This is a genomic window from Alteromonas sp. MmMcT2-2 (genome assembly GCF_022348305.1).
Classification (GTDB): domain Bacteria; phylum Pseudomonadota; class Gammaproteobacteria; order Enterobacterales; family Alteromonadaceae; genus Alteromonas; species Alteromonas macleodii.
The window spans coordinates 12,582-35,486 of record NZ_JAKRFA010000009.1; the positions used below are offsets into that span (position 1 = coordinate 12,582).

21 protein-coding genes and 1 riboswitch are annotated in these 22,905 nt (G+C 46.9%); of the genes, 9 read left to right on the forward strand and 12 right to left on the reverse strand.

Going from position 1 to position 22,905, the window contains the following annotated elements:
* Positions 1-59 precede the first annotated feature (59 nt).
* The 3 genes from MHM99_RS07585 to MHM99_RS07595 all read left to right on the forward strand — a co-directional run bounded on the left by MHM99_RS07585 (position 60) and on the right by MHM99_RS07595 (position 3,534).
* The gene (locus MHM99_RS07585; protein WP_239218792.1) at positions 60-821 is read left to right on the forward strand and encodes an MBL fold metallo-hydrolase; all 762 of its coding nucleotides are present in this window, start codon (positions 60-62) and stop codon (positions 819-821) included.
* Positions 822-1,033: 212 nt separating this feature from the next.
* Complete coding sequence (locus tag MHM99_RS07590; RefSeq protein WP_239218794.1) at positions 1,034-2,419, forward strand: YcjX family protein; 1,386 nt, start codon at positions 1,034-1,036, stop codon at positions 2,417-2,419.
* A gap of 2 nt (positions 2,420-2,421) precedes the next feature.
* Positions 2,422-3,534: a YcjF family protein gene (locus tag MHM99_RS07595; RefSeq protein WP_239218796.1), complete on the forward strand. Its 1,113-nt coding sequence runs from the start codon at positions 2,422-2,424 to the stop codon at positions 3,532-3,534.
* Between the two features lie 99 nt (positions 3,535-3,633).
* Here MHM99_RS07595 and MHM99_RS07600 read toward each other — a convergent pair whose 3' ends face one another.
* From MHM99_RS07600 to hemC, 11 genes are all read right to left on the reverse strand, one after another.
* On the reverse strand, positions 3,634-4,860 hold the full coding sequence (locus MHM99_RS07600) for a threonine/serine exporter family protein (RefSeq protein WP_014947791.1): 1,227 nt from the start codon (positions 4,858-4,860) through the stop codon (positions 3,634-3,636).
* Positions 4,861-5,089: 229 nt separating this feature from the next.
* Entirely contained in the window at positions 5,090-6,223 is a 1,134-nt protein-coding gene (thiH, locus tag MHM99_RS07605; protein WP_239218798.1) for a 2-iminoacetate synthase ThiH, read from the reverse strand.
* On the reverse strand, positions 6,220-6,990 hold the full coding sequence (locus MHM99_RS07610; protein WP_239218800.1) for a thiazole synthase: 771 nt from the start codon (positions 6,988-6,990) through the stop codon (positions 6,220-6,222). Before MHM99_RS07610 ends, thiH begins: the two co-directional genes overlap by 4 nt.
* Position 6,991: 1 nt before the next feature.
* On the reverse strand, positions 6,992-7,201 hold the full coding sequence (gene thiS / locus MHM99_RS07615) for a sulfur carrier protein ThiS (protein ID WP_239218802.1): 210 nt from the start codon (positions 7,199-7,201) through the stop codon (positions 6,992-6,994).
* A complete protein-coding gene (locus MHM99_RS07620) occupies positions 7,198-7,992 on the reverse strand; it encodes a HesA/MoeB/ThiF family protein (RefSeq protein WP_239218804.1) in 795 nt (264 codons plus the stop codon). Before MHM99_RS07620 ends, thiS begins: the two co-directional genes overlap by 4 nt.
* Positions 7,985-9,586, reverse strand: coding sequence for a thiamine phosphate synthase (gene thiE, locus MHM99_RS07625; protein ID WP_239218806.1), 1,602 nt, complete (start codon positions 9,584-9,586; stop codon positions 7,985-7,987). Before thiE ends, MHM99_RS07620 begins: the two co-directional genes overlap by 8 nt.
* On the reverse strand, positions 9,583-11,493 hold the full coding sequence (gene thiC, locus MHM99_RS07630) for a phosphomethylpyrimidine synthase ThiC (protein WP_239218808.1): 1,911 nt from the start codon (positions 11,491-11,493) through the stop codon (positions 9,583-9,585). Before thiC ends, thiE begins: the two co-directional genes overlap by 4 nt.
* A 274-nt stretch (positions 11,494-11,767) precedes the next feature.
* Positions 11,768-11,879: riboswitch (TPP riboswitch) on the reverse strand.
* A 111-nt stretch (positions 11,880-11,990) separates the two neighbouring features.
* Positions 11,991-13,166 (reverse strand): heme biosynthesis HemY N-terminal domain-containing protein, encoded by a 1,176-nt coding sequence (locus MHM99_RS07635; RefSeq protein WP_061438950.1) that lies wholly within the window; start codon positions 13,164-13,166, stop codon positions 11,991-11,993.
* On the reverse strand, positions 13,163-14,335 hold the full coding sequence (locus tag MHM99_RS07640; RefSeq protein WP_061093914.1) for a uroporphyrinogen-III C-methyltransferase: 1,173 nt from the start codon (positions 14,333-14,335) through the stop codon (positions 13,163-13,165). The genes MHM99_RS07635 and MHM99_RS07640 overlap by 4 nt, the downstream gene beginning before the upstream one ends.
* A complete protein-coding gene (locus tag MHM99_RS07645) occupies positions 14,336-15,067 on the reverse strand; it encodes a uroporphyrinogen-III synthase (RefSeq protein ID WP_061093915.1) in 732 nt (243 codons plus the stop codon). It lies immediately after the preceding gene.
* Positions 15,068-15,130: 63 nt separating this feature from the next.
* Positions 15,131-16,069 carry a hydroxymethylbilane synthase gene (gene hemC, locus MHM99_RS07650; RefSeq protein ID WP_061093916.1) on the reverse strand — a complete coding sequence of 313 codons (939 nt, stop codon included), beginning with the start codon at positions 16,067-16,069 and terminating at the stop codon, positions 15,131-15,133.
* Between the two features lie 196 nt (positions 16,070-16,265).
* On the opposite strand from hemC, the gene MHM99_RS07655 reads away from it, so the two are divergent.
* Positions 16,266-17,327, forward strand: a complete 1,062-nt coding sequence (locus MHM99_RS07655) for a GGDEF domain-containing protein (protein WP_049587575.1) — start codon at positions 16,266-16,268, stop codon at positions 17,325-17,327.
* A 194-nt stretch (positions 17,328-17,521) separates the two neighbouring features.
* Here MHM99_RS07655 and MHM99_RS07660 read toward each other — a convergent pair whose 3' ends face one another.
* On the reverse strand, positions 17,522-18,193 hold the full coding sequence (locus MHM99_RS07660) for an alpha/beta fold hydrolase (protein WP_061093917.1): 672 nt from the start codon (positions 18,191-18,193) through the stop codon (positions 17,522-17,524).
* A 207-nt stretch (positions 18,194-18,400) separates the two neighbouring features.
* Here MHM99_RS07660 and gmk point away from each other — a divergent pair, with 207 nt between their 5' ends.
* From gmk to trmH, 5 genes are all read left to right on the forward strand, one after another.
* Positions 18,401-19,042 carry a guanylate kinase gene (gmk, locus tag MHM99_RS07665; RefSeq protein ID WP_014947804.1) on the forward strand — a complete coding sequence of 214 codons (642 nt, stop codon included), beginning with the start codon at positions 18,401-18,403 and terminating at the stop codon, positions 19,040-19,042.
* A 169-nt stretch (positions 19,043-19,211) separates the two neighbouring features.
* The gene (rpoZ, locus tag MHM99_RS07670; protein WP_014947805.1) at positions 19,212-19,484 is read left to right on the forward strand and encodes a DNA-directed RNA polymerase subunit omega; all 273 of its coding nucleotides are present in this window, start codon (positions 19,212-19,214) and stop codon (positions 19,482-19,484) included.
* A gap of 142 nt (positions 19,485-19,626) precedes the next feature.
* The gene (spoT, locus tag MHM99_RS07675) at positions 19,627-21,738 is read left to right on the forward strand and encodes a bifunctional GTP diphosphokinase/guanosine-3',5'-bis pyrophosphate 3'-pyrophosphohydrolase (RefSeq protein WP_061093918.1); all 2,112 of its coding nucleotides are present in this window, start codon (positions 19,627-19,629) and stop codon (positions 21,736-21,738) included.
* Between the two features lie 24 nt (positions 21,739-21,762).
* The gene (locus tag MHM99_RS07680; RefSeq protein ID WP_014975316.1) at positions 21,763-22,149 is read left to right on the forward strand and encodes a RidA family protein; all 387 of its coding nucleotides are present in this window, start codon (positions 21,763-21,765) and stop codon (positions 22,147-22,149) included.
* 3 nt (positions 22,150-22,152) lie between these two features.
* Positions 22,153-22,860: a tRNA (guanosine(18)-2'-O)-methyltransferase TrmH gene (trmH, locus tag MHM99_RS07685; RefSeq protein ID WP_168462689.1), complete on the forward strand. Its 708-nt coding sequence runs from the start codon at positions 22,153-22,155 to the stop codon at positions 22,858-22,860.
* The last annotated feature ends 45 nt before the right edge of the window (positions 22,861-22,905 follow it).

The window sequence follows — 22,905 nt, forward strand, 5'->3', positions numbered from 1 at the left end:
GTACATGAGGTATGTCAGATAGCACGGTTGGCGCGAGCTCGGGTGAAAAGGAAGCAGTAATGAAAATTCACACATTAGCAGGCTACATACAGCATATCTATCTTGTTGAAGACAGTAACGGGCTGCTATTGCTTGATGGCTGTAGCCGCGCCGATGTAGACAACGTGTGTCGATACATTACGCAAACCTTAGGTCGTCCGTTAAGTGACTTAAAGCTGATTGTGGTTACACATATGCACCCAGATCACGCCGGAGGCGCCATTAAACTACGTGAACGTACTGGTGCGCAGGTGGCATCTCATCCCAAAGCGATTAATTGGTATGCTGGGTTTGCCGGGCGTACTGCTCACGGCATAGATTTGTTGCTAACCTGGTGGGTGGCCAATCGTATTGGCAAGCCAAGAATGCTTATTTGGTACAACCCAATACTAGCGCCAGATATGACGCTTGCCGACAATCAGTTACTGCCCGGTTTTCCTGACTGGCAGGTTATGTACACGCCGGGCCATACCGACCACGATTTAACGCTAAAGCACATTCCCACGCAGCAGGCTTACATTGCCGATGTATTGGTACAGGTGAAAGGTGAACTAGTACCGCCATATCCGTTATGTCACCCAAACCAATACCGCGAAAGCTTAAAGAAGCTGGCCCAGTCACATATTGATACATTCTTTTGTGCTCACGTTCCGCCCACCAAAAAGTCGGATATCGATTTTGAACACGTTATTGAGAACGCGCCGCGCAAACCTAAGAATCACTGGCATTCCAGTAAAAATCGCATAAAGAAAAAGCTATTCAATAAGACTCGCGAGCATTAGTTTATTAGCCGTCGTTAGCGTTACTTATTTACGAAGCGGCGTGTTTAGCTGGCACTGCCCTTGCTTTTCCCTCTTAATAACCACATTAATCCTATAGGCATATCTATAATAACGAGAGGGCAATAATGTATAGGCCGCACTCTCTGGGTATTATTTTTAAAGGTTTAGGTTTAAGGGAATAGGAACTGCAAAGGCAGAATACAAACAAAATAATGCAAAAAAATATCGCTACGCTTTTTGACAAGACTCGGGCAATGGCGTCGCTAACTGGCGACAAACTTAGCAGTGTGTTTAACAAAGAAACTCACAGATTCACCATTACTGGGCTAAGTCGAAGCGGTAAATCTATGCTGTTCACCAGCCTTATCACTATGCTGAAAAGCCGTAGTGAAGAGGGCTATGCGTGTTTGCCTTTGCTACGTTATTTGCCGCCATCCCAAGTGCTTGATATGCGCATAGAGCCCATTGAAGGCTACAAACCGTTCCCGCATATACAGAACATTGCTGATCTTGAAAACGGCCAATGGCCTAAGGCCACCGAAGAAGCATTCGGTTTTAAGCTGGTGGTGCGTTTAAAAGAAACCGCCTCATTGAAGCGTCATGTACTGCCTCATAGCGATGTGGTGTTTGAGTTTATTGATTACCCTGGAGAATGGGTGACCGACATTCCCATGCTAAGTAAAACCTATGCACATTGGTCAGACTCTGCGTGGGCTCAGCTTAGCAGTGGGCCGCAGCAGTATTTTGCCAACCAGTGGAAAGCGTTTGTTAATCAGTTTGATTTTGAGCAAGAGCCAACCGAACAACGTATTCAGCTGCTGGTTAATGCCTATCGCGATTATTTAGTAGACGCGAAGGCCAACGGCATATCTCTTCTTCAACCGGGCAGTTTTTTATTGGAATCGAGCGACTTCGATTGGCAGGCCTTTGGTTTTACGCCGCTTCCGACTAGCATCACCAGCGATGTATCACACCCTTGGTTTAAAATATTCGACAAGCACTTTGCTAAATTCCAAAGTGGGTGGTTAACGCCGCTGAAGCAGTCCATTTTCAAAGAAACCGACAAGCAGATAATTCTTGTCGATTTGTTTGAAGGGCTTAACCACAGCAGACAGCATTTATATCAGTTAAAAGAAACTCTGAGTCATTTGGCCGACACCTTTGTGTACGGGCAAAGCACGTGGTTTTCACGCAATGTGCTGAAAAAAGAACAAATAGGCAGAGTGGCGTTTGTGGCCACTAAGTCTGATTTAGTGCCTGTAAGTCAGCGCGCTAATTTACTTAATTTACTTACCCAGATAACCGAAGGGGCGAGAGCACGGTTTGACGGTAAACCCATACAATTCGAGCATTTTTTAGTGTCTAGCATGCAAGTAACCGACGAAGGTAGTAACGACGATGCTATTCGTTATAAAGACACTGATGGCCGCTATGTAGAATCTACGTTCGAACCTATTCCCAGCACACTGAAAGAGATGGAAGAGGGCAGCCATTTTCCAGTACCTGATGTGAGTGTGCCTAGCGATTTTAAGGCGCGTATTTTAGCGGGTAAGGGCGTAGATAGATTGCTTCAGTTTTTACTGGGCAAAGGAGAGTAAGAATGAGCGATAAACCTTATACATTTGACGAAAGCCCAGAAGAAACAAGCCAGTCTACGCTTAGAAGCGATGCAATTTACGGCGGTGTCGGTGAGGAAGAGCAGCATAATGCGGTGACTGGATATGGTAAACCTAATAATGACCATGAAAGTGATGCGGTAACAAAACCGCAGTACAAAACCAAAGTTAAAACACAAACCTTAGACATAGCGCAGCCTGAAACCAAACTCCCGCAACAAGTTACCGAGGATGTATGGGAAGTGGATACTAAAAAAGGTGGCCTGTCGTTAGGTGCGGCAACATTAGGGTTTGGTGTGGTTTCATTAATTGGCTTTTTCGTTTTTGAAGCTTATACCACCCTTGCGGCAAATGTTTCTGAACACCCCATCGGTACGGGCGTACTGGGCGCGCTATTAGTTGGGTTTGTTAGCTGCTTTAGCTTTTTGAGTTTTAAAGAGTGGCGAGGCTACAAGCAAGTAAATACGGCGATGGAAGATGCAAGCGTTATCCGAGATTTGCTGGCTAGTAATGGGACAGAGCCTTCAGCGCAGAAAGAGCCTTCAGCGAAACAAAATCCATCAGCGGGAACAGAAGCATCGCCACAGAAAATTGATCGCGTGCTAAGCCAGCACGGCAAACGCTTTTCGCGAGGGTCTTACGCAGCGCATTGTTTCGACCGTTATAAGCAGCAGCTTCAAGACGATATGTCAGGCCCAGAACGATTAGGCCTGTACGAAGACACGGTACTAAAACCTGTTCAGGAAAAGGCGCACAAGGTGCTGAATAAAGAGTCGGTGACCGCCGGAAGCCTTGCTTTTATAAGCCCCAATAATCTTATTCAAACTTTTGCTGTGGTATGGATTAGCTTTCGTACCATTCGTCGAATGGCCCGCGTGTATGGACTAAGACCAAGTACAGCAGGCAACTGGAAGTTGCTTAAAGTGTTGGCGCAAAACATTGCGGCGCAAGGCGTGTTTGACTTAGCTACCGACGAAGTTGCCAATCAAATTGGCGGCAGCTTGTCGGCGAAGTTTATGGAAAATTCTGCTGAAGCGATTGCTGCGGGCGCGCTCAACGCCCGTTTAGGGCGAGCGTTGATCAAGTTACTTAAATAGCGCGTCTTGCCTGCTTGTTAGGCTGCGCTATTGATTTTGCGCAGCCTAGCGGTACCAGCCGCGCTCTAACGCGAAACCTTTTAGGTTACTGTATTTACGTTATAGCGCCTTTTTAGTGGGCACCACCACGTTAGCAAAGATTAATCCCGCCACTAGCGACATAAAGATAAGAAATACTTCCTGTCCCAAATGGTCTGCCTTCACAAAGTCTTGGCCCGTCATAAACGAGTTCAAGCCAATATAGGTCTTAGACCCCGGCACCAGCACTATAAGTCCGTGCATAGCCACAATGGTCGCGGGTTGGTTAGCAATGCGGGTGAACGCATTCGCAAAAATGCCTAATGCAAACGCACCCACGAACGCGCCCAGCCCAGGGCTCATGTAATCAGAGCTCCATGCGGTAGCACTGTAGGCAATAAATGCTGCTGCCAATGCCCATGGAATGTGTTTAATACGCGTTCTGAATATTGCAACTAGGGCAATACACAGCAAGAATACCGCTAGCCAAGTAGCCCAGTAAGGCAGCGATTCTGCAGGGGTATACACGTTTTCACCAAATGCACTAAAGCCCACTGACACACCCAAAAAAGCACCGAAATACAGCTTAAACAGCTGCATGATGGCGTCCATGGTACGAGCCGTGCCCGACACCATGTTTCGCGATGAAAGCTCGGCAAGGCCCATTGTCAGCGCTAGTCCGGGTACAAATACAATCACCGATGAAAGCACAACCAGCGGAATGTTAATGCCAGGGTCAACGTATTGACCAATAGCACAGGCAAGAATGCCGCCAACGAACGCGGTGACAGGCTCTAGCATCAAGTTTACGCGTTTAGACTGCTGTGCCCATAAGGTCCAAAGATAAGCCACAATACCCAAGGCACCCGACCAGCCAATTTCACTCCAGCTTGCACCCATTAGCATAGCAAACGCGCCGGTGGCCATAGCAAAGGCAACGCCTGTCACCCATTTACCATAAGGGCTGCCCATGGCATCTATTTCATTTAAGCGCTTGTCAGCTTCACTTAAGGTTAATTTGCCCGACAGCAGTTCGCTGGCCAGTTCATCGGTGAGCGACAACGCGTTCATGTCTAGCTCGCCTGGAAGCAAACGCGCAGCGTGGTTATATTCGTCTTCGTGACGGTCACTCCAGATAACAAAAGTCAGTGAAGTTGGCGTTGAAATAAATGAAGCGTGTACGCCTAAATACTTAGCGACTTCACCTAGGTAAGCTTCAAGTCGGAACGCAGGGGTACCGTACTTGTGCAGCATTTTGCCTAGCTTCACTATAAATCTACGAATTTGAATAAATTCAACGGTATCCAACGCACTGCCCTTTAGTTTTGATAAATCTAATATGAGATAAATGAGACAAAAAAGCCAGACGCATAGGTAAAGTGTCTGGCTAAAATTTGGGCGGATTGTACGGAGGGTTTTGCACGAAAGCAAAACAAATTTTCTCTTATTTTCCCTTACAAAAACTAATCGATTAATCCATTAAAAGTACGCTCTTTTAGCGCGAGTTTTCAAACGAAAAATACAGATATTCTTGCGCTTAAACACGTTCTGTAAACGGCATCCAGTCTTTCCATACGGGTTCCAGTCCTTTCATTGAAAGTGCGCTCACGACATCTGATACAGATCGGTTATCGTCAATATCGAATTGATTTAGTGCCTTCGATGGGGCGCTGTAACCGCCAGGCTGTGTTTGCGAGGCAGCACTCATAGAGGTTATGCCAAGCGGCATTACGCCATCCCGAAATATCGCCGACTCTCGGGTAGACAGCGAGAGTTCTGCTTGTGGGTTAAAAATGCGGTGTGCGCATATTAGCTGCAGCAGATCTCGCTCGTTAGGGAGTTTACTGTTGGTTTGGGCATTGCCCCCGGTGCTGTTACCTTCACAGCTACGAAGACGCGGAAAAGCAATAGATACACGGCTTTGCCAGTAGTGTTGCTGTATTAACTTGCCGTGAAGGGCGGTCATGGCGCTATCAACCCGCCAGTCGCCTAAACCAAGTAGTGCGCCAATGCCTATTTTATCAATGCCGGCTTTTCCTATGCGATCGGAGGCTTCTAAGCGCCATAAGAAGTCCTGTTTTTTTCCTCGAGTGTGGTAATTAGCGTAATGCTGGGGTGAGTAGGTTTCTTGATACACTAACACTGCGTCTAAGCCCAGGTGCTTCAAGGTTTCATATTGCTCGCGCTTTAAAGGTTGTACCTCCATCATAAGATAGCTCACCTTTTCGCGAATGGCGCTTAGTGTTTGCTCAAAATATTCCTTCCCCACTTTGGTTTCATGTTCGCCAGTAACCAGTAACACCTGTGAAAAGCCTAAATCTTTAATAGCTTCAATTTCGGTCAACACTTCGCTTATAGACAGGGTTTTGCGCTTTATTTTGTTGCTCATGGTAAAGCCGCAATAGGTACATTCGTTGGCACACAAGTTTGATAAATACAAAGGTACAAACAGCTGCATGGTATTGCCAAAGCGATGGCGAGTCATTGCTTTAGCGCGATAGGCCATGGCTTCTAAGTACATAGCGCCAGCGGGAGAAATCAGCGCCATGAAGTCGTCTAAAGAAAGTGTATTTTTACCTAGCGCTCGTTCTACGTCGCCCGCTGTTTTGCTGTTTATCGACATAGCCACATGCGACAAGTCTTGCTGCATTAATGCCTGCGCTACCTTCATACCGCCGGCTCCAAAAAGGCGGTAAGCGGGCTAGAGGCTTGGGCAAAACTGCTGGTAGCACCAAGTCCAGCTTCAAAGGCTTTTCGCCCCGTTTCTACGGCGCTTGCGAAAGCTGCTGCCATAGCAACTGGGTCTTTAGCAGTGGCGATGGCCGTATTCACCAGTACCGCATCTACTCCCAGCTCCATGGCCGCCATAGCTTCGCTTGGCTTACCAATGCCTGCATCTACAATGACGGGTATCGACGCTTGCTCAACAATAATTTGCAAAAAGGGTTTGGTTTGTAAGCCCTGATTACTGCCAATAGGCGCGCCCAATGGCATAACGGCAGCGCAGCCTACCTCTTCTAAGCGTTTACATAAAACGGGGTCTGCTCCGCAGTAAGGCAAAACGTGAAACCCTTTTTTAACCAGTGCCTCTGCGGCAAGCAGGGTTTCGATGGGGTCGGGCAACAAGTAGCGTTGGTCTGGATGAATTTCCAGCTTCACCCAAGGGCTACCTAATGCTTCGTATGCAAGTTCAGCGGCGAATATGGCTTCTTTTGCGCTCTTCGCTCCCGACGTATTCGGCAAAAGAGTAACGCCCAATGCTTTTAATGCTGAAAGCGTTTCATCTTGTGAGCTATGGCTGGCGACACGCTTCATTGCCAAGGTCACCATGCTGCTCTTGGCTGCCTGTACTGCGCTTTTCATGGTATCTGGGTTACTAAATTTGCCGGTGCCAGTTAACAGGCGGGAAGGGAAGGTGTGATTTGCGAGTGTTAGCATTTTAGCCTCCTGCCACTAGGGTAAATATATCCACGGAATCGTTGTTACTTAAATACGTCGTCGGCCATTCTTGCTTGCTGACAATAGCCGCGTTTTTGGCAATGGCAGTGCCTTCGTCTTTCAATTGTTTAAGGGCAATTAATTCACTAAGTGATATAGGAGAAATCACGCTCATTGGTTGATTGTTCACGTTAATGTTAATTTGGGTCATTGGCATACCTCACAAGAAGAAGAGGGGGGAAGCTTGAAACTTTGCAGCGTACCTTGGCCTGCATGGGCGTTTACGTAATGGCCCCATTTAATATCGGCATCGAAGCCTCTTGCCAGAAATAACAAGGCTTGGGTAGCTTGGTGGCACGCTGCCATGCCTACTACTGGGCCCAGTACGCCTTTGCTAACGCAATCCTCGCGTACGGCAACATTATTCACTAAACACTCGTAGCAACCGCAGGTGGCTGAGTTTTGAGGCAAGTTTAGCGCTTGCCAGGTAAGCCCACTGGCTGCGGCAATAAAAAGCGGAATAGAGGCGCGAAACGAGGCCAGGTTTATCTGTCTTCGTACCGTCACGTTGTCGGTACAATCCAGTACGCAGGTGGCTGATGCAATTAACGTTGGTAAGTTGTTACTATCAGCAAATAAGCTTTTAAACTGTATGTTTAAATGCGAGTTCACTTTACGCAGTTCATTGTAAAGCGACTTGGCTTTAAGCTCGCCCAGGTGCATTTCGTTGTAGCTTATCTGGCGCTGCAAATTACTAATGTCGACGGTGTCACCATCTATAAGTGTAATACTGCCCACGCCTGCGCCTGCTAAATAGCGGGCGGTTAAGCTGCCTAATCCACCTAAGCCAACGATAACAGCGTGAGCATTCGCCAAATTAAGCTGTCCGTCGTGATCAATGCAATCGAGTAAGAGTTGTCTGCTGTAGCGACGTATATCCTGATGCGCTAACTGCTGGCCCACTGAGTGACTAAGTGAATGAGTAGCTGAATGACTAAGCAAATCCAGCCTCCTGAACCAATGCTTGGTAGGCTTTCAGTGGGTGTGCTGCTTGAGTGATTGCACTTACCACAGCAATGCCGTTAACGCCGGTTTTAGCTACATCGCCTATGCGCGACAAGTTAATACCGCCAATAGCAACGGTGGGAATGCCATCGCAAAGCTGCACATATTTTTCTAATCGTGCTACACCTTGGGGCTTTGAAGGCATGTCTTTGGTATTGGTGGGGAAAATATGACCAAGGGCAATGTAAGACGGGTTTAAAGCGCGAACACGCTGAATTTCAGCGAAGCCGTGTGTTGATATTCCAAGCCGTAAACCCGCACTACGGATGGCGTTTAGGTCTGCGGTGTCGATGTCCTCTTGTCCCAAATGAACACCGTAAGCTCCGAGTTCTATGGCCAGCTCCCAATAGTCATTAATGAATAATTGGCAGTTGGTGTGTTTCACCAATTCTATTGCCTCTTTTATTTGCTGACGAATGTCTTCTTGGGAGCCTTGTTTAACCCGAAGCTGCATAATTTTTACGCCCGTTGGCCAGAGGCGGGCTATCCATTGCACACTATCCACTACAGGGTAGATGCCTAAATGAGTATGAGTAAGTGCAGGAAAGTGGGCTTCTTTACAAGACGAGGCTTCAAGAAGGGTATCCTCATCCCGTTTTTTTTCATTAGCAGTGGCGCCACGTTGGTGAAAGGTCACCAGCGGAAAGCTCTCTGGTTTTGCGGGAAAACCGTTGGTTCGTGCAAAGTAGGCGGTAAATTCGCTACTTATAGCATTTACGTTAGCCGCTGAGCATTGCTTCGGAAGTGTATGGCTACGAACTTCGCTGACGTAAGCATTAGCAAGCGTAAGTGCATCTTCAATGCAGTAGTCGTGCACAATGAATGCCGCTAATGCGCTGGCTAACATACAGCCTGTGCCGCGAAGGTTGCCGTTAGCGTATTTCGGCTGGCTAAAACGAAGAGTGTGAGAGGCACAAACAAAAATATCGCTCACGTTTTTTTGCCAGTGGGCGTGACCACCCTTAACGTAAACGCTCCTTGCGCCTTTACTCCTTAGCCGATTGATTGCAGTTAGCAAGCTCGCTTCATCAACAACTGGTAAATGAGTGAGCCACGCAAGCTCATCGATATTTGGCGTAACGATATCTACCGTATTCAACAGTTCGTCAACTACGCTTTCGCTTAACTCACTCAGCACCCCACCTGACGAGGTTGACAGTACAGGGTCCCATACAACGAAGGGGCGAGGGTTAGACGTTTTTTGAATACGTGCACACAACAACAGCGCTTGCTCATCATTAGCAATAGCGCCAATTTTAATAGCGCGTGGCGGGGTATCTTCAAACAGCACCTGCCACTGCTGATTTAATGCCGACGCGTACATGCTTTCCTTACTAAACATGATTGAGTTGGACTGCACGGTAAGCTGTGTAGTGAGCACACAGGCATGGATGTTCAGATCGGCCAATGTAATGGCGTCGCGGGTAACACCCGCACCACCGCTACAGTCAACGCCTCCCACACACCACACTACAGGAAGTGCAGTGGTGAGGTTGTTGGATGCAGGACTTATGGACGCTTTCGCCATCATGGTAGCTCTACCTTGCTATCTGCAGTGTGATAAAGCTCTGCGCCAGACTGATTGAATGCCTGGGCCATGTCTTTCATACCTTTTTCTTTCTCAAACTCTTGCTGCTCTGCTTGTTTAGCCACATCGCGCACTTCCTGAGAAATTTTCATGCTGCAAAATTTAGGGCCGCACATAGAGCAGAAATGCGCAACTTTGCCAGACGCCTGCGGCAAGGTTTCATCGTGATAAGCGCGCGCGGTATGCGGGTCGAGAGCTAAATTGAACTGGTCTTCCCACCTGAATTCAAAGCGTGCTTTCGACATGGCGTTGTCGCGAATTTGTGCACCTGGGTGTCCTTTTGCCAAGTCGGCAGCGTGGGCTGCAATTTTGTAGGTGATCAGCCCCTGTTTAACGTCTTCTTTGTTAGGTAGGCCCAAATGCTCTTTAGGTGTTACATAGCACAGCATTGCGCAGCCATACCAACCAATCATGGCGGCACCTATACCTGAAGTGAAGTGATCGTAGCCAGGAGCGATATCGGTGGTGAGGGGGCCAAGGGTATAAAACGGCGCTTCGTGGCAGTGCTTAAGCTGCTCTTCCATGTTCGCTTTAATCATATGCATTGGCACATGTCCCGGGCCCTCAATCATTACCTGAACATCGTACTCCCATGCAATTTTCGTCAGCTCACCAAGGGTACGTAATTCAGAGAACTGCGCGTCGTCGTTAGCGTCAGCTACGCTACCAGGGCGCAGGCCATCACCTAGCGACAGCGCCACATCGTACTTAGCGCAAATTTCGCAAATATCGTGAAAGTGCTCATACAGAAAGCTTTGCTGGTGATGGCTTAAGCACCACTTTGCCATTATCGAGCCGCCGCGCGATACAATGCCGGTTACCCGCTTTGCGGTAAGGTGTACGTACTCAAGCAGCACGCCAGCGTGAATGGTGAAGTAGTCTACGCCTTGTTCGGCTTGCTCAATTAGGGTGTCTTTAAACATCTCCCACGTTAAGTCTTCGGCTACACCGTTTACTTTTTCTAGCGCTTGATAGATGGGGACGGTGCCAAGAGGAACAGGACTGTTTCGCAGCAGCCACTCTCGTGTTTCGTGAATATTTCTGCCGGTAGATAAATCCATGATGGTATCGGCGCCCCAGCGCGTTGACCACACCAGCTTTTCTACCTCTTCTTCAATGGACGAGGTGACTGCTGAATTTCCAATGTTTGCGTTAATCTTTACTAGAAAGTTACGCCCTATAATCATTGGTTCCAACTCGGGGTGATTGATGTTGCATGGAATAATGGCGCGGCCTGCGGCCACTTCCTGGCGTACAAATTCAGGCGTGATGGTATCGGGTAAATTCGCACCAAAGTGTTCGCCTTTGTGCTGCTGCGTCAGTTCGGCATCTTTAATGGCTTGGCGACCCATATTCTCGCGAATGGCAATGTATTCCATTTCAGGGGTAATAATGCCCTGTCTTGCGTAGTGAAGCTGGGTAACATTTTTGCCTGCTTTTGCTTTTAGTGGTTTGCGGCTGCGAATAAAGCGGAAGTCTTCGGTAAATATGTCGTTTTCACGCTCTTTTGCAAAGCTTGACGAAACGCCCTCTAATTCAAAGGTATCGCTACGCTCTTCAATCCACGTTTGGCGAAGTGGGCTTAAACCTTTGTGTACATCTATGTTTTCTAGCGGGTCGCCATAAGGGCCAGAGGTGTCGTACACAGGAATGGGCGGGTTAGGCTCTAAAATAGGGTTGTCTTCGGTTCCACCCACTAAACTGTCGTGTTGGTGAATAAGGCGCATGGCCACACGAATATCGTCACGGCTGCCACACTCGTAGTGGCGTGTTGAATTTGGGTAAGCTTCGCCCGCAAGTTCATTAATGAATTGTTGTGCTTGTTGGCGCTGTTCGCGTCTGTTCGACATAGCATTTTACCTTTTAAGTTTAGGTTCTAAAAATGCTTGTCAGGAGTGAAGGAGAATACAAAGTGTAAGTGTTGAAGGGGATAACCCCGTTACTTTAGCGAGATTGTTGGTAAAGGTTTTGGTGATTACAGCCCTTTACTCCGTTGATGTTGACTTGGGGATAAACTTGAACAGTTTACCTTGAGTGACGAGCAGCACCGTCATGGGTGTGTCTGTATCATCAACAGCAAAACAACTTCGCTTCACAACGCTAAACCACGGTTTAACCTTGTGCACATTGTATTTTCTTGTTCCCTTCGCAGGTATTAGCCTGATCAGGTTCTACGGATCCCACTTTCGCGGTCTCAGCTTACTGGGTTAACAGTGAAGCACTCCGACAAGTTGTTTAAGTCAATTCGGGTTGTGGTTGAAACAACCCGAATTGAGAATTCCTTTTTACTATATCTTCAATTTTACGGGTAATACAAGTACTACCAGAAAGCTAAATGAATATTCATCTAGCTGGCTAGCTGCTGACCTTCCTTGTAAAGCTGAAGCGCAGTGGCTGTGTCGTGCTTGCGTTCGCTAATTGCAGACAGCAGCAATAAGTCTTCTTTGCGCGACTTCATTTTGGTGGCTTTAAGCAGGGCTTTTTCCGCCAACACATCATCGCCTGAGTTAAATGCAACTTGACCTAGCGTGGAGTATAGCGACACGTTTTCTTCGTCTTGCTTTATCCAGCTTTCAAGCAGTCGTAGTGATGGCGATGCATCAGGAATATTAAGCTGCGTGAACAGCGGAAACAGGGCGCTATTCGGGCCACGTTTTTGCCATTCAACTAGCAAATTCTGTGCGTCGGCATGCATACCTTGGTCAAGTAACTGTTGAATGTAGGCCGCGCGGTAAGCATCGTCGTGACGAAGCTTACGAGGTAGGGTTTCCCAATACGATTTAAGCTCGACAGCACCTTGTTTGCTGGCAATTTCGGCAAACTTACCTTTGGCGATGCGCTGGCTCCACGCAGTGTAGTCTGCTTTGGGCAATACTTTACGCCAGCCTGACAAATTCTCTTGAAGTACTTGCCATTTACCTAGCTTGGCAAGAATTTGCGCTTTTAACTGCACAACCTGCTTGTTCTCGCGCTCTTGCTCGTCAAGTTCGTTAAGTTTCTCTAGTGCCGCATCGTATTTTTCTTCAGCCATATCAATACGCGCGTGCATGACCGTTGCGGCTACTTTCGCTTTTGGAAAGTCAGTTGCCTGAACGAGGAAATAACGGGCTTTGGCTAAATCGTTATTGGCAAAAGCAATTTGCGCTGACGCCAAATAGTTAACGCCTTCGAAATCGCCGTTGGTGGTTTTGCTTAGCGCCTTTTGAGCCGTATCAAAATCACCTGCAGCCATTGCGTGTAAGCCGTCGTAGAACGCACGCTTACGTTTGCGCTCACCTAAGGTGCCGAACCATTTATGTGAACCTGTGATCAGGCTTAACGCCCACAATACCAGTCGGGATAGTACGTACCAGGCAATGACGGCACCAATCACTAAAATACAAAAGCTAATCACCGTCATTTCAACAGCGGTGTTACCCAGTGATATGAGTACGTAGCCCTTATCGCCTAACAACATCGGGCCAACAATGAGTGCAACAACAAATGCGGCTAATACCGCAAGGGCAATAGCTAACCATTTCATAGTGCACTTGCTCCTTGTCCGAACACTTGCTTAACGCGGCTATCCAGTAGACGCTCTAGTGGTTTTTGTGACGCTAGCTCTGTAGGTATTGGGCGCGATACGTCGGTAGCAATGAGGTTTTGTAGTGCATCTACAAAACCCGATACCTGGCTTTTCTCTGTGTCGAACTTTTCAATAATTAACGTTTGAGCGTATTGAAGCGACTGGCTATAAAGCCCTGCATCGCCCTGAAGCGCGGCGGTTTGCGCGTGCATAAGCTGCAGACGAAGCTGCTCTTTTGCTAGGAACTGGGCTTCTAGTGAAAGCACTGGTTCAACCGGGCCTTCAATGGTTTTTATGGTAAGAAAATCGTTCACCAGTGAACGCCACACCTTTGCAAGGTTCTCCTGCCAGTCGTCAGCTGACTCCGATAAGGTCGTGTCGTCTGCATTGGCGTCTTCTGGTTTTTCGAAGGTATCAAGTGGCAGTTTATCAATTTGAGCAATCATACCCGTAAGCGCGAGGGCGACGGAACTTTGTGATACAGGGTTAAGCTGTTGTAAGGTTTGAATATCTTCAGCAAGATTTGCGCGAACCGGAAGTACCGATGGGTCGGCCAACGACTTTAAGCGTTTATCTGCGTTAACTAGCAGCAAAATTGCTGTGCGTACGTCGTTTTCTAACCAAAGCTTTCTGCCTGCCATGCGAACTAAGTAATCAGCTTCAGCAATAAGCCAGTCTGCCGGGCGGCGACCTTCCATATTATTTAGTTGTTCAAGAGTCGACTCAGCTTGCAGCGTCAGCTTTTCGTTTTGCGCTTTTAATTCGGCTACCGTGCTTTCTAACGTCTGGTTGGTACGAGCTACTTTGTCGATAGAGGCAACAAGACCAGCGCGCTCACGCTCAATAGTGTTTAGCTGAGAGGTCGTCGTTTGAAGTGCAGATTCAGAGTCCTTGCTTGCCGACTGTTGCTGCATGTAATACCAGTAACCTGCGCCAGCCATACCAAGCACAATAAGGAAAAGTATGATTACAACAAACCACAGTAGACCATTTCCCGACGATTTCTTTTTAGCAGCACCAGACGGTGTTGATTCACTGTGCGTGGCAGAAGATTCGATAACGTCTTTTTCAGCTTCCACTTTCACGAGTTCCTCTTTTTGTGGGCTACTTTCATTGTTGTTGGCCATTCAATACTCCCAGTTATCCTTTACCCAGGCGATGAGTGCCTGATCGGTGGCTCGCTGACAAACCGCTACCTCTTCAATGCCTTGGCTAGTGAGGGTTTTGGCAATTCGGTCGCTCACTGTTAACCATTTAATAGATCTAAGTGCTTGGCCAAATTGCGCAATTAGTTGCAGTGCCATTGCTTCGCTTGTAGCGATAATGCCGCTAACTTCGCCCATTTTCCACCGCTTTGTGTAAATTGGGCTTGTAAGTTGCTCTCTTTTATAAACGCAAAAGCTATTCACTAAAATACCTTTTTCGTCTAATCCAGTGGCTATGGCGTCGCGCCCACCTTCACCCTTAATGATAACGACATGCTGACAGTTTGCCTCATTAAGTTGGTGCATTGCCAGTATACCTTCGGATGTATGGGCTTCGGGAATAGCAACCTGCGCCGATGAAAACGCCTGAAGTCCCGCTTGTAATTTTCGTGCAGTGGCATCGCCCACAGCTATGATCAATGGTAATTCGTTAGCCGTTTCGCGTAAGCCTTCAATAACGGTGTCTACAGCATATACGCTGGTAACAACAATTGCGTTTACTGCATTTGACGCTAAAAATTCTGCAGCAGCTTTTCTTTCAGACGAAATATCAATGATGTTAGACGTGGCAATACCTACCGCGTCAATTCCGGCTTTTTCAAAGGCAGAAGCGCTTGCTTTTAACTTCGGCAGTGGGCGTGTAAACAGCAACATACTATCGAATTTTCATCCTTTTATTTTACTGCGTAAACCTGCACGCATTCGACAAACTATAACTTAGTTATAAAGCGCCTTTAAGATTTCACCGGCACCTTGCTCAAGAAGGGATTCCGCTACTTCAACACCAATATCTGCGGCTTTTTCTCGCGACGCTGTAGCAGAAGCAAAGAGCAGTTCTGAACCATCTGGCTTACCAACCATACCGGTTAGTGTCAGCACATCGCCATCAAGCGTGGCAAAGCTACCAATAGGTACTTGGCAGCCGCCTTCCAATCTCTCGTTCATGGCGCGTTCTGCGGTAACACGTGTATTAGTGTCTGTATGGTTCAACGCCTGTAGCAGCTTAATTAGCTCTTCATCGTTGTTACGGCACTCAATGCCTACGGCACCCTGCCCAACGGCGGGTAGTGAAATATCAGCAGGTAACGGCATGCGAATACGAGATTCCATTTCAAGGCGAATAAGGCCAGCAGAAGCTAAGATAATAGCGTCGTACTCACCTGCGTCTAGCTTGGCTAGGCGAGTATTCACGTTTCCGCGCAGGTCCTTAATGATAAGGTCAGGGCGATACTTGCGAATTTGGCACTGTCTGCGAAGGCTAGACGTACCTACTACTGCGCCCTGGGGCAGGGCATCTAAACTGTCGTGATTATTTGAGACAAAAGCGTCAAACGGGTTTTCTCGCTCACAAATAGCGTGAAGGCCAAAACCTTCAGGAAATTCAACCGGTACATCTTTCATAGAGTGCACGGCAATATCGGCACGGCCTTCAAGCATGGCAATTTCAAGCTCTTTTATGAAAAGCCCTTTACCACCTATTTTCGCCAGAGGTGTGTCTAAAATTTTGTCGCCCTGCGTGCTCATAGGCACAAGCTCAACGTTCATTGACGGATAATGCTCCAACAATTTTGCCTTCACATACTCTGCTTGCCAAAGCGCTAAAGCACTTTTTCTAGTAGCAATTCGAACGGTGCGGGTAGTGTTGAGGTGACTCATGGCTATTCCAAACTATATAAAAAGAAACTAAAACGATGTATCACATAACGTCATACGATATACCCCGTAGTATACGCATTTTCTGTATTAATGTTTGAAATTAGGCGCAGTTTTCTCCTTGGTTATTATTGAACATTCAGTCTATGCTGAAAGGAATAATGGTTAATTAGTTTTAAATGCGGAGATAAGTCTTTTTATGGACAGTTCGTCGTTGCGTCAATTACTTAGAAGTGCTCAGCAAGATGAAGCGGAAGCAAAACGAAGGCGCTTAACGCTATATTTCATATCTTATGTTGGTGGCACCATTATGGCGTTTATGGCGTGGATCAACATGGGCACAAACAACCCATTGCTCGTTGGAACGCTGGCGGGGTCAGCTGCTTTTGTGTACGCCAATGTGGCGTTATCCCATATGTTCCCTCGCGTCGATGTCTTCTATTATTTAGCAGGCTTAGTGGTAGCATTTACCATAAACGGCTTGGTTTATACCGGCGGGCTCAATAACACTGGGCTTTATTTTATTTTTCCCCTGCTTTTTATTCAGATAGTTGTTGTGCGTTTCAAGCCCGCCATGGTTTACGTAGCAGTAACCATGGGTATCGCTATTTTTATGCTCTACAATCAAGAAAAAATAGTGGCTGAGTACCCAGCAGAACATGTTTCCCGCTTCTTAATCGCTACGTTCTGTTTTATTTGCGTCGCCTTTATAGGTGAAAATTTCTGGCATCAAAGCAGAAAAGAAATGTTGCGTGAAAATTTAGAGCGCATGCGTCAGGCTAATACCGATCCGCTTACAAAACTTCCTAACCGGCGATTCCTTGAGGCTGTTTTTTTTGAACGCGCAATGCAAGATCCCGGTGCTCATTTCCCTTTAAGTGCGGTGGTGGTAGATATTGACCATTTCAAAACAATCAACGATACCTATGGCCACGATATTGGTGACGAAGTGCTTATACACATCACTCGCCTAATGAAAGAAGCAGTAAGAACTACTGACGTGGTGGCAAGAACCGGTGGTGAAGAGTTTTTGGTCTTATTCCCTCATGCGACGTTGAGCCAAGCGGTAAAATTAGCAGAAAAAATGAGGAAGGTGGTTGAAGCTAACCCGTTTGTAGAAGGTGATGTTAATCACTCGATAACCGCAAGCTTTGGTGTAGCCACAGCGCTTACTGATACAAACTTGCACGCTTGTTTGAAGCAGGCCGATGACAACCTTTACAAAGCTAAAAATGCGGGGCGCAACAGAGTCGTCGAATAGTTTTGGAATAAACGTGAAATAAAGAAGAGACGGAAGGCGCGACTTTTTAATCGACAGACGTGTACCCACTCACGCTAAGAAGAAAGCTGGCTTTTGTTGCTTCACCAGCTTTTTCTTTTGTTTAAATACCAGAGGCTGTTGATCTTTATTATATGAACGTAATTTGCAGCAAGGGCTAACAGGCTCTTAAGGCATTACCCTAGAACTTTTTGAAGCCAAGCACTTATGTCGTTAAGCTCTTGCATACAAACATTGTGCTGCATGGTGTAAGTCTGCCACGTGGCATTAAAGCCACTTTCGCTCAGCGTTTTGAACGCAGCATTGCCCATAAATACCGGCACCACTTCGTCTTGCTCACCATGTGCCATCATAATTGGCGTTTCGCGGTTTGTGTCTTTTGATTCGCTTCCAAGAAGTGATGGCTCGCACATATAAGTAGATAGAGCGATAACACCTGCAAATTTATTGGCATATCTAGGTGCTAAGTGCAGAGCAATAACACCGCCTTGAGAAAATCCTGCAAGTACAATACGTTCGCTAGGAATGCCACTTTCAATTTGTGCTTCGATAAGCGCTTCTACCTGAGCAGCCGACTCTTTTACACCCTCTAAGTCCGCACGGCTTTCAAAATCTAACGATTTGATATCGTACCAAGCGCGCATTCTCATGCCGCCATTGATAGTCACAGGGCGTTCTGGAGCGTGAGGAAAGAGAAATTTAACCGCCATTGATTCGGGCAGTTTTAGCTCGGGCACAATAGGCGCAAAACCATGGCCTGAATCGCCAAGACCGTGAAGCCAGATAACGCAGGCATCAGGCGTAGTGGATGGGTTTATCTCTACGCACGGCAGAAGTTGCTGAGTCATGCTTTATTTCCTAGTTTTGGGGTCAGAGTACATTTAGGGCCAGAAAAAGTACTCTGACCCCATTAATTTTTGCTGTGGTAACCCATCGGCATAAGCTTGATAGAATGAACCAAGTTTTCACTATGCAATGAAAGGTACGGCACAACCGCTTAATATGCTATCATTGCCACTTGAAATCACCACATTTTGAAAGAATTTTAATACCCTATGGCTTCACTACTCGGCAACTTATTCATTCTTGCAGCTCCTTCTGGAGCAGGAAAATCAAGCCTTATAAAGGCGCTAATGGAAAAGTATGAAAGCAATACAGCTACGCCAATGCAGGTGTCTGTATCTCATACAACACGTCAACCTCGTCCGGGTGAAGTCGACGGCGTGCACTACCATTTTGTGAGCCGAGAGCAGTTTGAAGCGCTGATTGAACAGGGTGTGTTTTTTGAATACGCAGAAGTATTTGGCAATTATTACGGCACATCCCGCGTGACAATTGAACAAACTTTGCACCGTGGCATTGACGTATTTTTAGATATCGATTGGCAGGGCGCGCGCCAAGTCAAAAAGCTTATGCCAGACACATGCGGTATTTTCATTCTTCCGCCTTCACTCGACGTGCTAGAGCAGCGTTTAAATAATCGCGGTCAAGACAGTGAAGAAGTCATTGCAGGGCGTATGGCGCAAGCCGTAGCTGAAATGTCTCATTTCAATGAATTCGATAGTGTAATTATCAACGACGACTTTGCGACTGCGTTAAACGATTTGGAAGCCATCGTTACAGCACAGCGACTTCGCACGGGAAAACAACAAATGCGCCATCAAGTGCTATTGGACGAACTGCTCGGTAGCGCGTAAGCTTAACTTAACAATACGTGTTTTGTTTTAGCATCGAACGATCGCTGCATAAATTGCATGATCTGACTGCTTCAAATTCAAACAAAACGCTAGGATCGCGCTACGTATCTGTGTATACTACGCGGCCGTTTTTTGAATAACTTGCTCAACCTAATTTTCGGAGAAATACATGGCTCGCGTAACTGTAGAAGATGCCGTAGATAAAATTGGTAACCGCTTTGACCTAGTGCTTGTTGCTGCACGCCGTGCACGTCAAATTGCCACTGAAGGCAAAGATCCTATGGTTGACGTTCAAAACGATAAGCCAACTGTTACAGCACTTCGTGAAATTGAAGAAGGTTTGGTAACGGCTGCTACGCTTGAACAAGCAGAACTTCAAGCTCAAGAGCAGCAAGAACATGCTGAATTTGCATCAGTAGCAAACATCCTATCTGATCAATAAAACCTCTTTTTAACGGTTTTATCGGTATTTTAGCGCCAGTGCTTTGAAAAAAGCACTGGCGCTTTACTTTTGGCGTATTGGCTTCTTGCACAATTAAACGTATTCTTAGGGTTGTAACGTTAGATAAGGGTCACGCTTCACTGTGTATTTGTTTGAAGGTTTAAAGCAGAAAGTTTTAGAGTACTTACCAGCCGACCGCGTTCAGTTGGTACAAGAATCTTTTGTGCTTGCGCAAGAAGCGCATGACGGACAAATGCGTTCAAGCGGCGATCCGTACATTACTCACCCAGTTGCCGTCGCCGGTATTTTGGCTGACATGCACCTTGATCACGAAACGATCATGGCGGCACTCCTTCACGACGTTATTGAAGATACCCATTACAGCAAAGAAGACTTAGCCGAAGCTTTTGGCGATACCGTTGCTGAACTGGTAGAAGGTGTTAGTAAGCTAGATAAACTCGCGTTTAGCACTAAACAGGAAGCGCAGGCGGAGAACTTCCGTAAAATGATGATGGCCATGGTGCAAGACATCAGGGTTATTCTTATCAAGCTTGCTGATCGCACGCACAACATGCGCACGCTCGGGTCATTACGACCAGACAAGCGCCGCCGCATTGCGCTAGAAACGCTAGAAATCTACGCGCCAATCGCCCACCGCTTGGGTATTCACGACATTAAAAATGAGCTTGAAGATTTAGGTTTTCAGGCCATGTATCCTATGCGTCATCGCGCACTAAAGTCTGCTGTGCGCCAGGCCCGCGGTAATCGTAAAGAGATTATCGAAAACATTCGCGAAGAGCTGAACACTCGTTTAGACGCCTACCAAATTGAGTCGAATGTATTGGGTCGCGAAAAACACTTGTATTCCATTTACCGCAAAATGAAAAACAAAGAACTGATGTTCAATGAGGTAATGGATATTTATGCGTTTCGCATCGTTGTTCAATCGGTAGATAACTGTTATCGCGCCCTTGGTGCTATGCATGGGCTGTACAAGCCTATTGAAAACCGTTTTAAAGATTATATCGCTATCCCTCGAACCAACGGCTATCAGTCGTTGCATACGTCATTAATTGGCCCGCACGGCATTCCTGTGGAAATTCAAATTCGAACCCAGGAAATGGACCAAATGGCAGACAAAGGAGTGGCGGCGCACTGGCTTTACAAAGAGCCTGGCGATAATGGCACCACTGCACAGCTTCGAGCGCGCAAGTGGATGCAAAGCCTGCTTGAGCTTCAGCAATCGGCCAGCTCATCCTTTGAATTCATCGAGTCGGTAAAAACCGACCTGTTCCCTGATGAAATTTACGTATTTACACCAGACGGACGTATTATCGAATTGCCAACGGGCGCAACCGCCGTTGACTTCGCTTATGCCGTGCATTCTGATGTGGGTAATACCTGCGTAGGTGTGCGCGTAGAGCGCAGAAACTTTAGCTTAAGCAAGCCGCTTGAAAACGGTCAAACCGTGGAAATTATTACCTCGCCGAAAGCGAAGCCTAATGCAAATTGGCTAAACTTTGTGGTGAGCGCTCGTGCGCGTACCCGTATTCGTCAGTATCTGCGTAAACAGCATTCTCAAGAAGCGGTGAACATGGGTAACCGTCTACTTCGTCATGCGTTAGGCAGCGTTAAACTAGACGATATTCCAAACGAAGATATCGAACGTGTGGTAGCCGAAACCAAGCACGCTAATTTTGACGACTTGCTAGTAGATATCGGCCTTGGTAACGAGCTAAGCGCAATTGTAGCGCGCCGTTTATTGGGTGAAAGCACAACAGACTTATCAGACAAGAAAGGTAATGTGGCTATTCGCGGCACAGAAGGCCTGCTTGTTCACTATTCTCGTTGTTGCCATCCTATTCCAGACGATGAAATTGTAGCGGTATTGAGCCCCGGCCGCGGCATGACTATTCACCAAATTGGGTGTAATAATATTCGCAAGCTAACACGCGAAGAACCTCAACGCGTATTGCCCATGCAGTGGGACGACAACCCGCAAGGCGAATTTAAAGCGTCATTGCGTATAGAGTTGTTTAACCATCAGGGCACACTGGCAACTTTAACGAACACCATTTCAGGGTGCGATTCCAATATCATTGGTCTGCAAACTGAAGAGAAAGAGAGTAATATCTACTTTATTGACCTTGAACTTACCACGCACAACCGTGTGCACTTGGCTCGCGTAATGAAGAAAATACGTACTATGCCGGAAGTTCAAAGAGTGTCTCGTCATAGTCAATCACGACACTAATTACTACATTATTTAGGAACTACTATGTCTAAGTCTATTATTCAGACCGATAAGGCACCTGCTGCTATTGGTACTTACAGCCAAGCGGTTAAAGCAGGTACTACCGTTTATCTTTCAGGTCAAATTCCTCTTGTTGCTGAAACTATGGAAATGGTTTCTGACGACTTTGAAGCGCAAGCTGTACAAGTTTTTGAGAACATTAAAGCGGTGTGTGACGCTGCGGGCGGCACTACAAACGACTTAGTGAAGGTGAACATCTTCCTTATCGACCTAGGTCACTTTGCAACGGTTAATGAAATTATGAGCCGTTACTTCACTAAGCCTTACCCAGCACGCGCAGCCGTTCAGGTGTCTGCATTGCCTAAAGGTGCACAAATTGAAATTGATGGTGTAATGGAACTGCCGGAGTAAGCCATGTCACCTGAGCGTTACCAGCGCATAAGACAAGTGCTGGAAAGAAGGCAAACTGATCTTACGGTTTGCCTTGAAAATGTACACAAGCCGCATAATGTATCTGCAGTAGTGAGAACCTGTGATGCAGTGGGTATTCATCGCGTTCACACCGTGTGGGAAAAGAAATACCAGTTTCGTCGCGGCACCGCTATGGGCAGCCAACAATGGGTGCGTCAAACCAATCACGATAATATCAACGACGCGATGACTGAACTAAAAGGCCAAGGCATGCAGGTGTTGGTAACCCACTTATCTGATACCGCTGTCGATTTTCGTGATATTGATTACACCAAGCCTACGGCTATTTTGTTTGGTCAAGAGAAATACGGTGCCTCTGATGAGGCGAAAGCCGTTGCCGACCATGACATTGTTATTCCTATGATGGGCATGGTGCAGTCGTTGAACGTATCGGTAGCCGCAGCGCTAGTACTTTACGAAGCCCAGCGCCAACGTACTATTGCAGGTATGTATAACACCCAGCAGTTACCAGAAGAAGAGTGCCAAGCATTGGCCTTTCAAAATGGTTACCCGCGTTTGTATAAACTTTGCCAACGCAAAGGTTTGCCTTTGCCTGCTATTAACGCCATTGGTGAAGTGGATGCCGACGATAGCTGGTGGAAAGAAATGCAGATCACAAAAGCAGAAGCAAACGCGCTAGAGGCCGACTAGGGCCTAACCTATTGGTTGCACTTTTAGTTTTGCTCTTACTTGTAT

Coding starts and splice junctions, on each gene's coding strand:
- MHM99_RS07645 (WP_061093915.1), bottom strand. CDS start 15,067: ATGTTGCTGTTTACACGCCCACTGCCGAAGTTAAAAGCAAGCGCTTCT.
- MHM99_RS07660 (WP_061093917.1), bottom strand. CDS start 18,193: ATGACTCAGCAACTTCTGCCGTGCGTAGAGATAAACCCATCCACTACG.
- MHM99_RS07640 (WP_061093914.1), bottom strand. CDS start 14,335: ATGGCCAACAACAATGAAAGTAGCCCACAAAAAGAGGAACTCGTGAAA.
- MHM99_RS07680 (WP_014975316.1), top strand. CDS start 21,763: ATGTCTAAGTCTATTATTCAGACCGATAAGGCACCTGCTGCTATTGGT.
- MHM99_RS07610 (WP_239218800.1), bottom strand. CDS start 6,990: ATGCTAACACTCGCAAATCACACCTTCCCTTCCCGCCTGTTAACTGGC.
- thiC (WP_239218808.1), bottom strand. CDS start 11,493: ATGTCGAACAGACGCGAACAGCGCCAACAAGCACAACAATTCATTAAT.
- thiH (WP_239218798.1), bottom strand. CDS start 6,223: ATGAAGGTAGCGCAGGCATTAATGCAGCAAGACTTGTCGCATGTGGCT.
- MHM99_RS07590 (WP_239218794.1), top strand. CDS start 1,034: ATGCAAAAAAATATCGCTACGCTTTTTGACAAGACTCGGGCAATGGCG.
- thiE (WP_239218806.1), bottom strand. CDS start 9,586: ATGATGGCGAAAGCGTCCATAAGTCCTGCATCCAACAACCTCACCACT.
- hemC (WP_061093916.1), bottom strand. CDS start 16,069: ATGAGTCACCTCAACACTACCCGCACCGTTCGAATTGCTACTAGAAAA.
- MHM99_RS07635 (WP_061438950.1), bottom strand. CDS start 13,166: ATGAAATGGTTAGCTATTGCCCTTGCGGTATTAGCCGCATTTGTTGTT.
- MHM99_RS07655 (WP_049587575.1), top strand. CDS start 16,266: ATGGACAGTTCGTCGTTGCGTCAATTACTTAGAAGTGCTCAGCAAGAT.
- thiS (WP_239218802.1), bottom strand. CDS start 7,201: ATGACCCAAATTAACATTAACGTGAACAATCAACCAATGAGCGTGATT.
- MHM99_RS07585 (WP_239218792.1), top strand. CDS start 60: ATGAAAATTCACACATTAGCAGGCTACATACAGCATATCTATCTTGTT.
- gmk (WP_014947804.1), top strand. CDS start 18,401: ATGGCTTCACTACTCGGCAACTTATTCATTCTTGCAGCTCCTTCTGGA.
- MHM99_RS07595 (WP_239218796.1), top strand. CDS start 2,422: ATGAGCGATAAACCTTATACATTTGACGAAAGCCCAGAAGAAACAAGC.
- rpoZ (WP_014947805.1), top strand. CDS start 19,212: ATGGCTCGCGTAACTGTAGAAGATGCCGTAGATAAAATTGGTAACCGC.
- trmH (WP_168462689.1), top strand. CDS start 22,153: ATGTCACCTGAGCGTTACCAGCGCATAAGACAAGTGCTGGAAAGAAGG.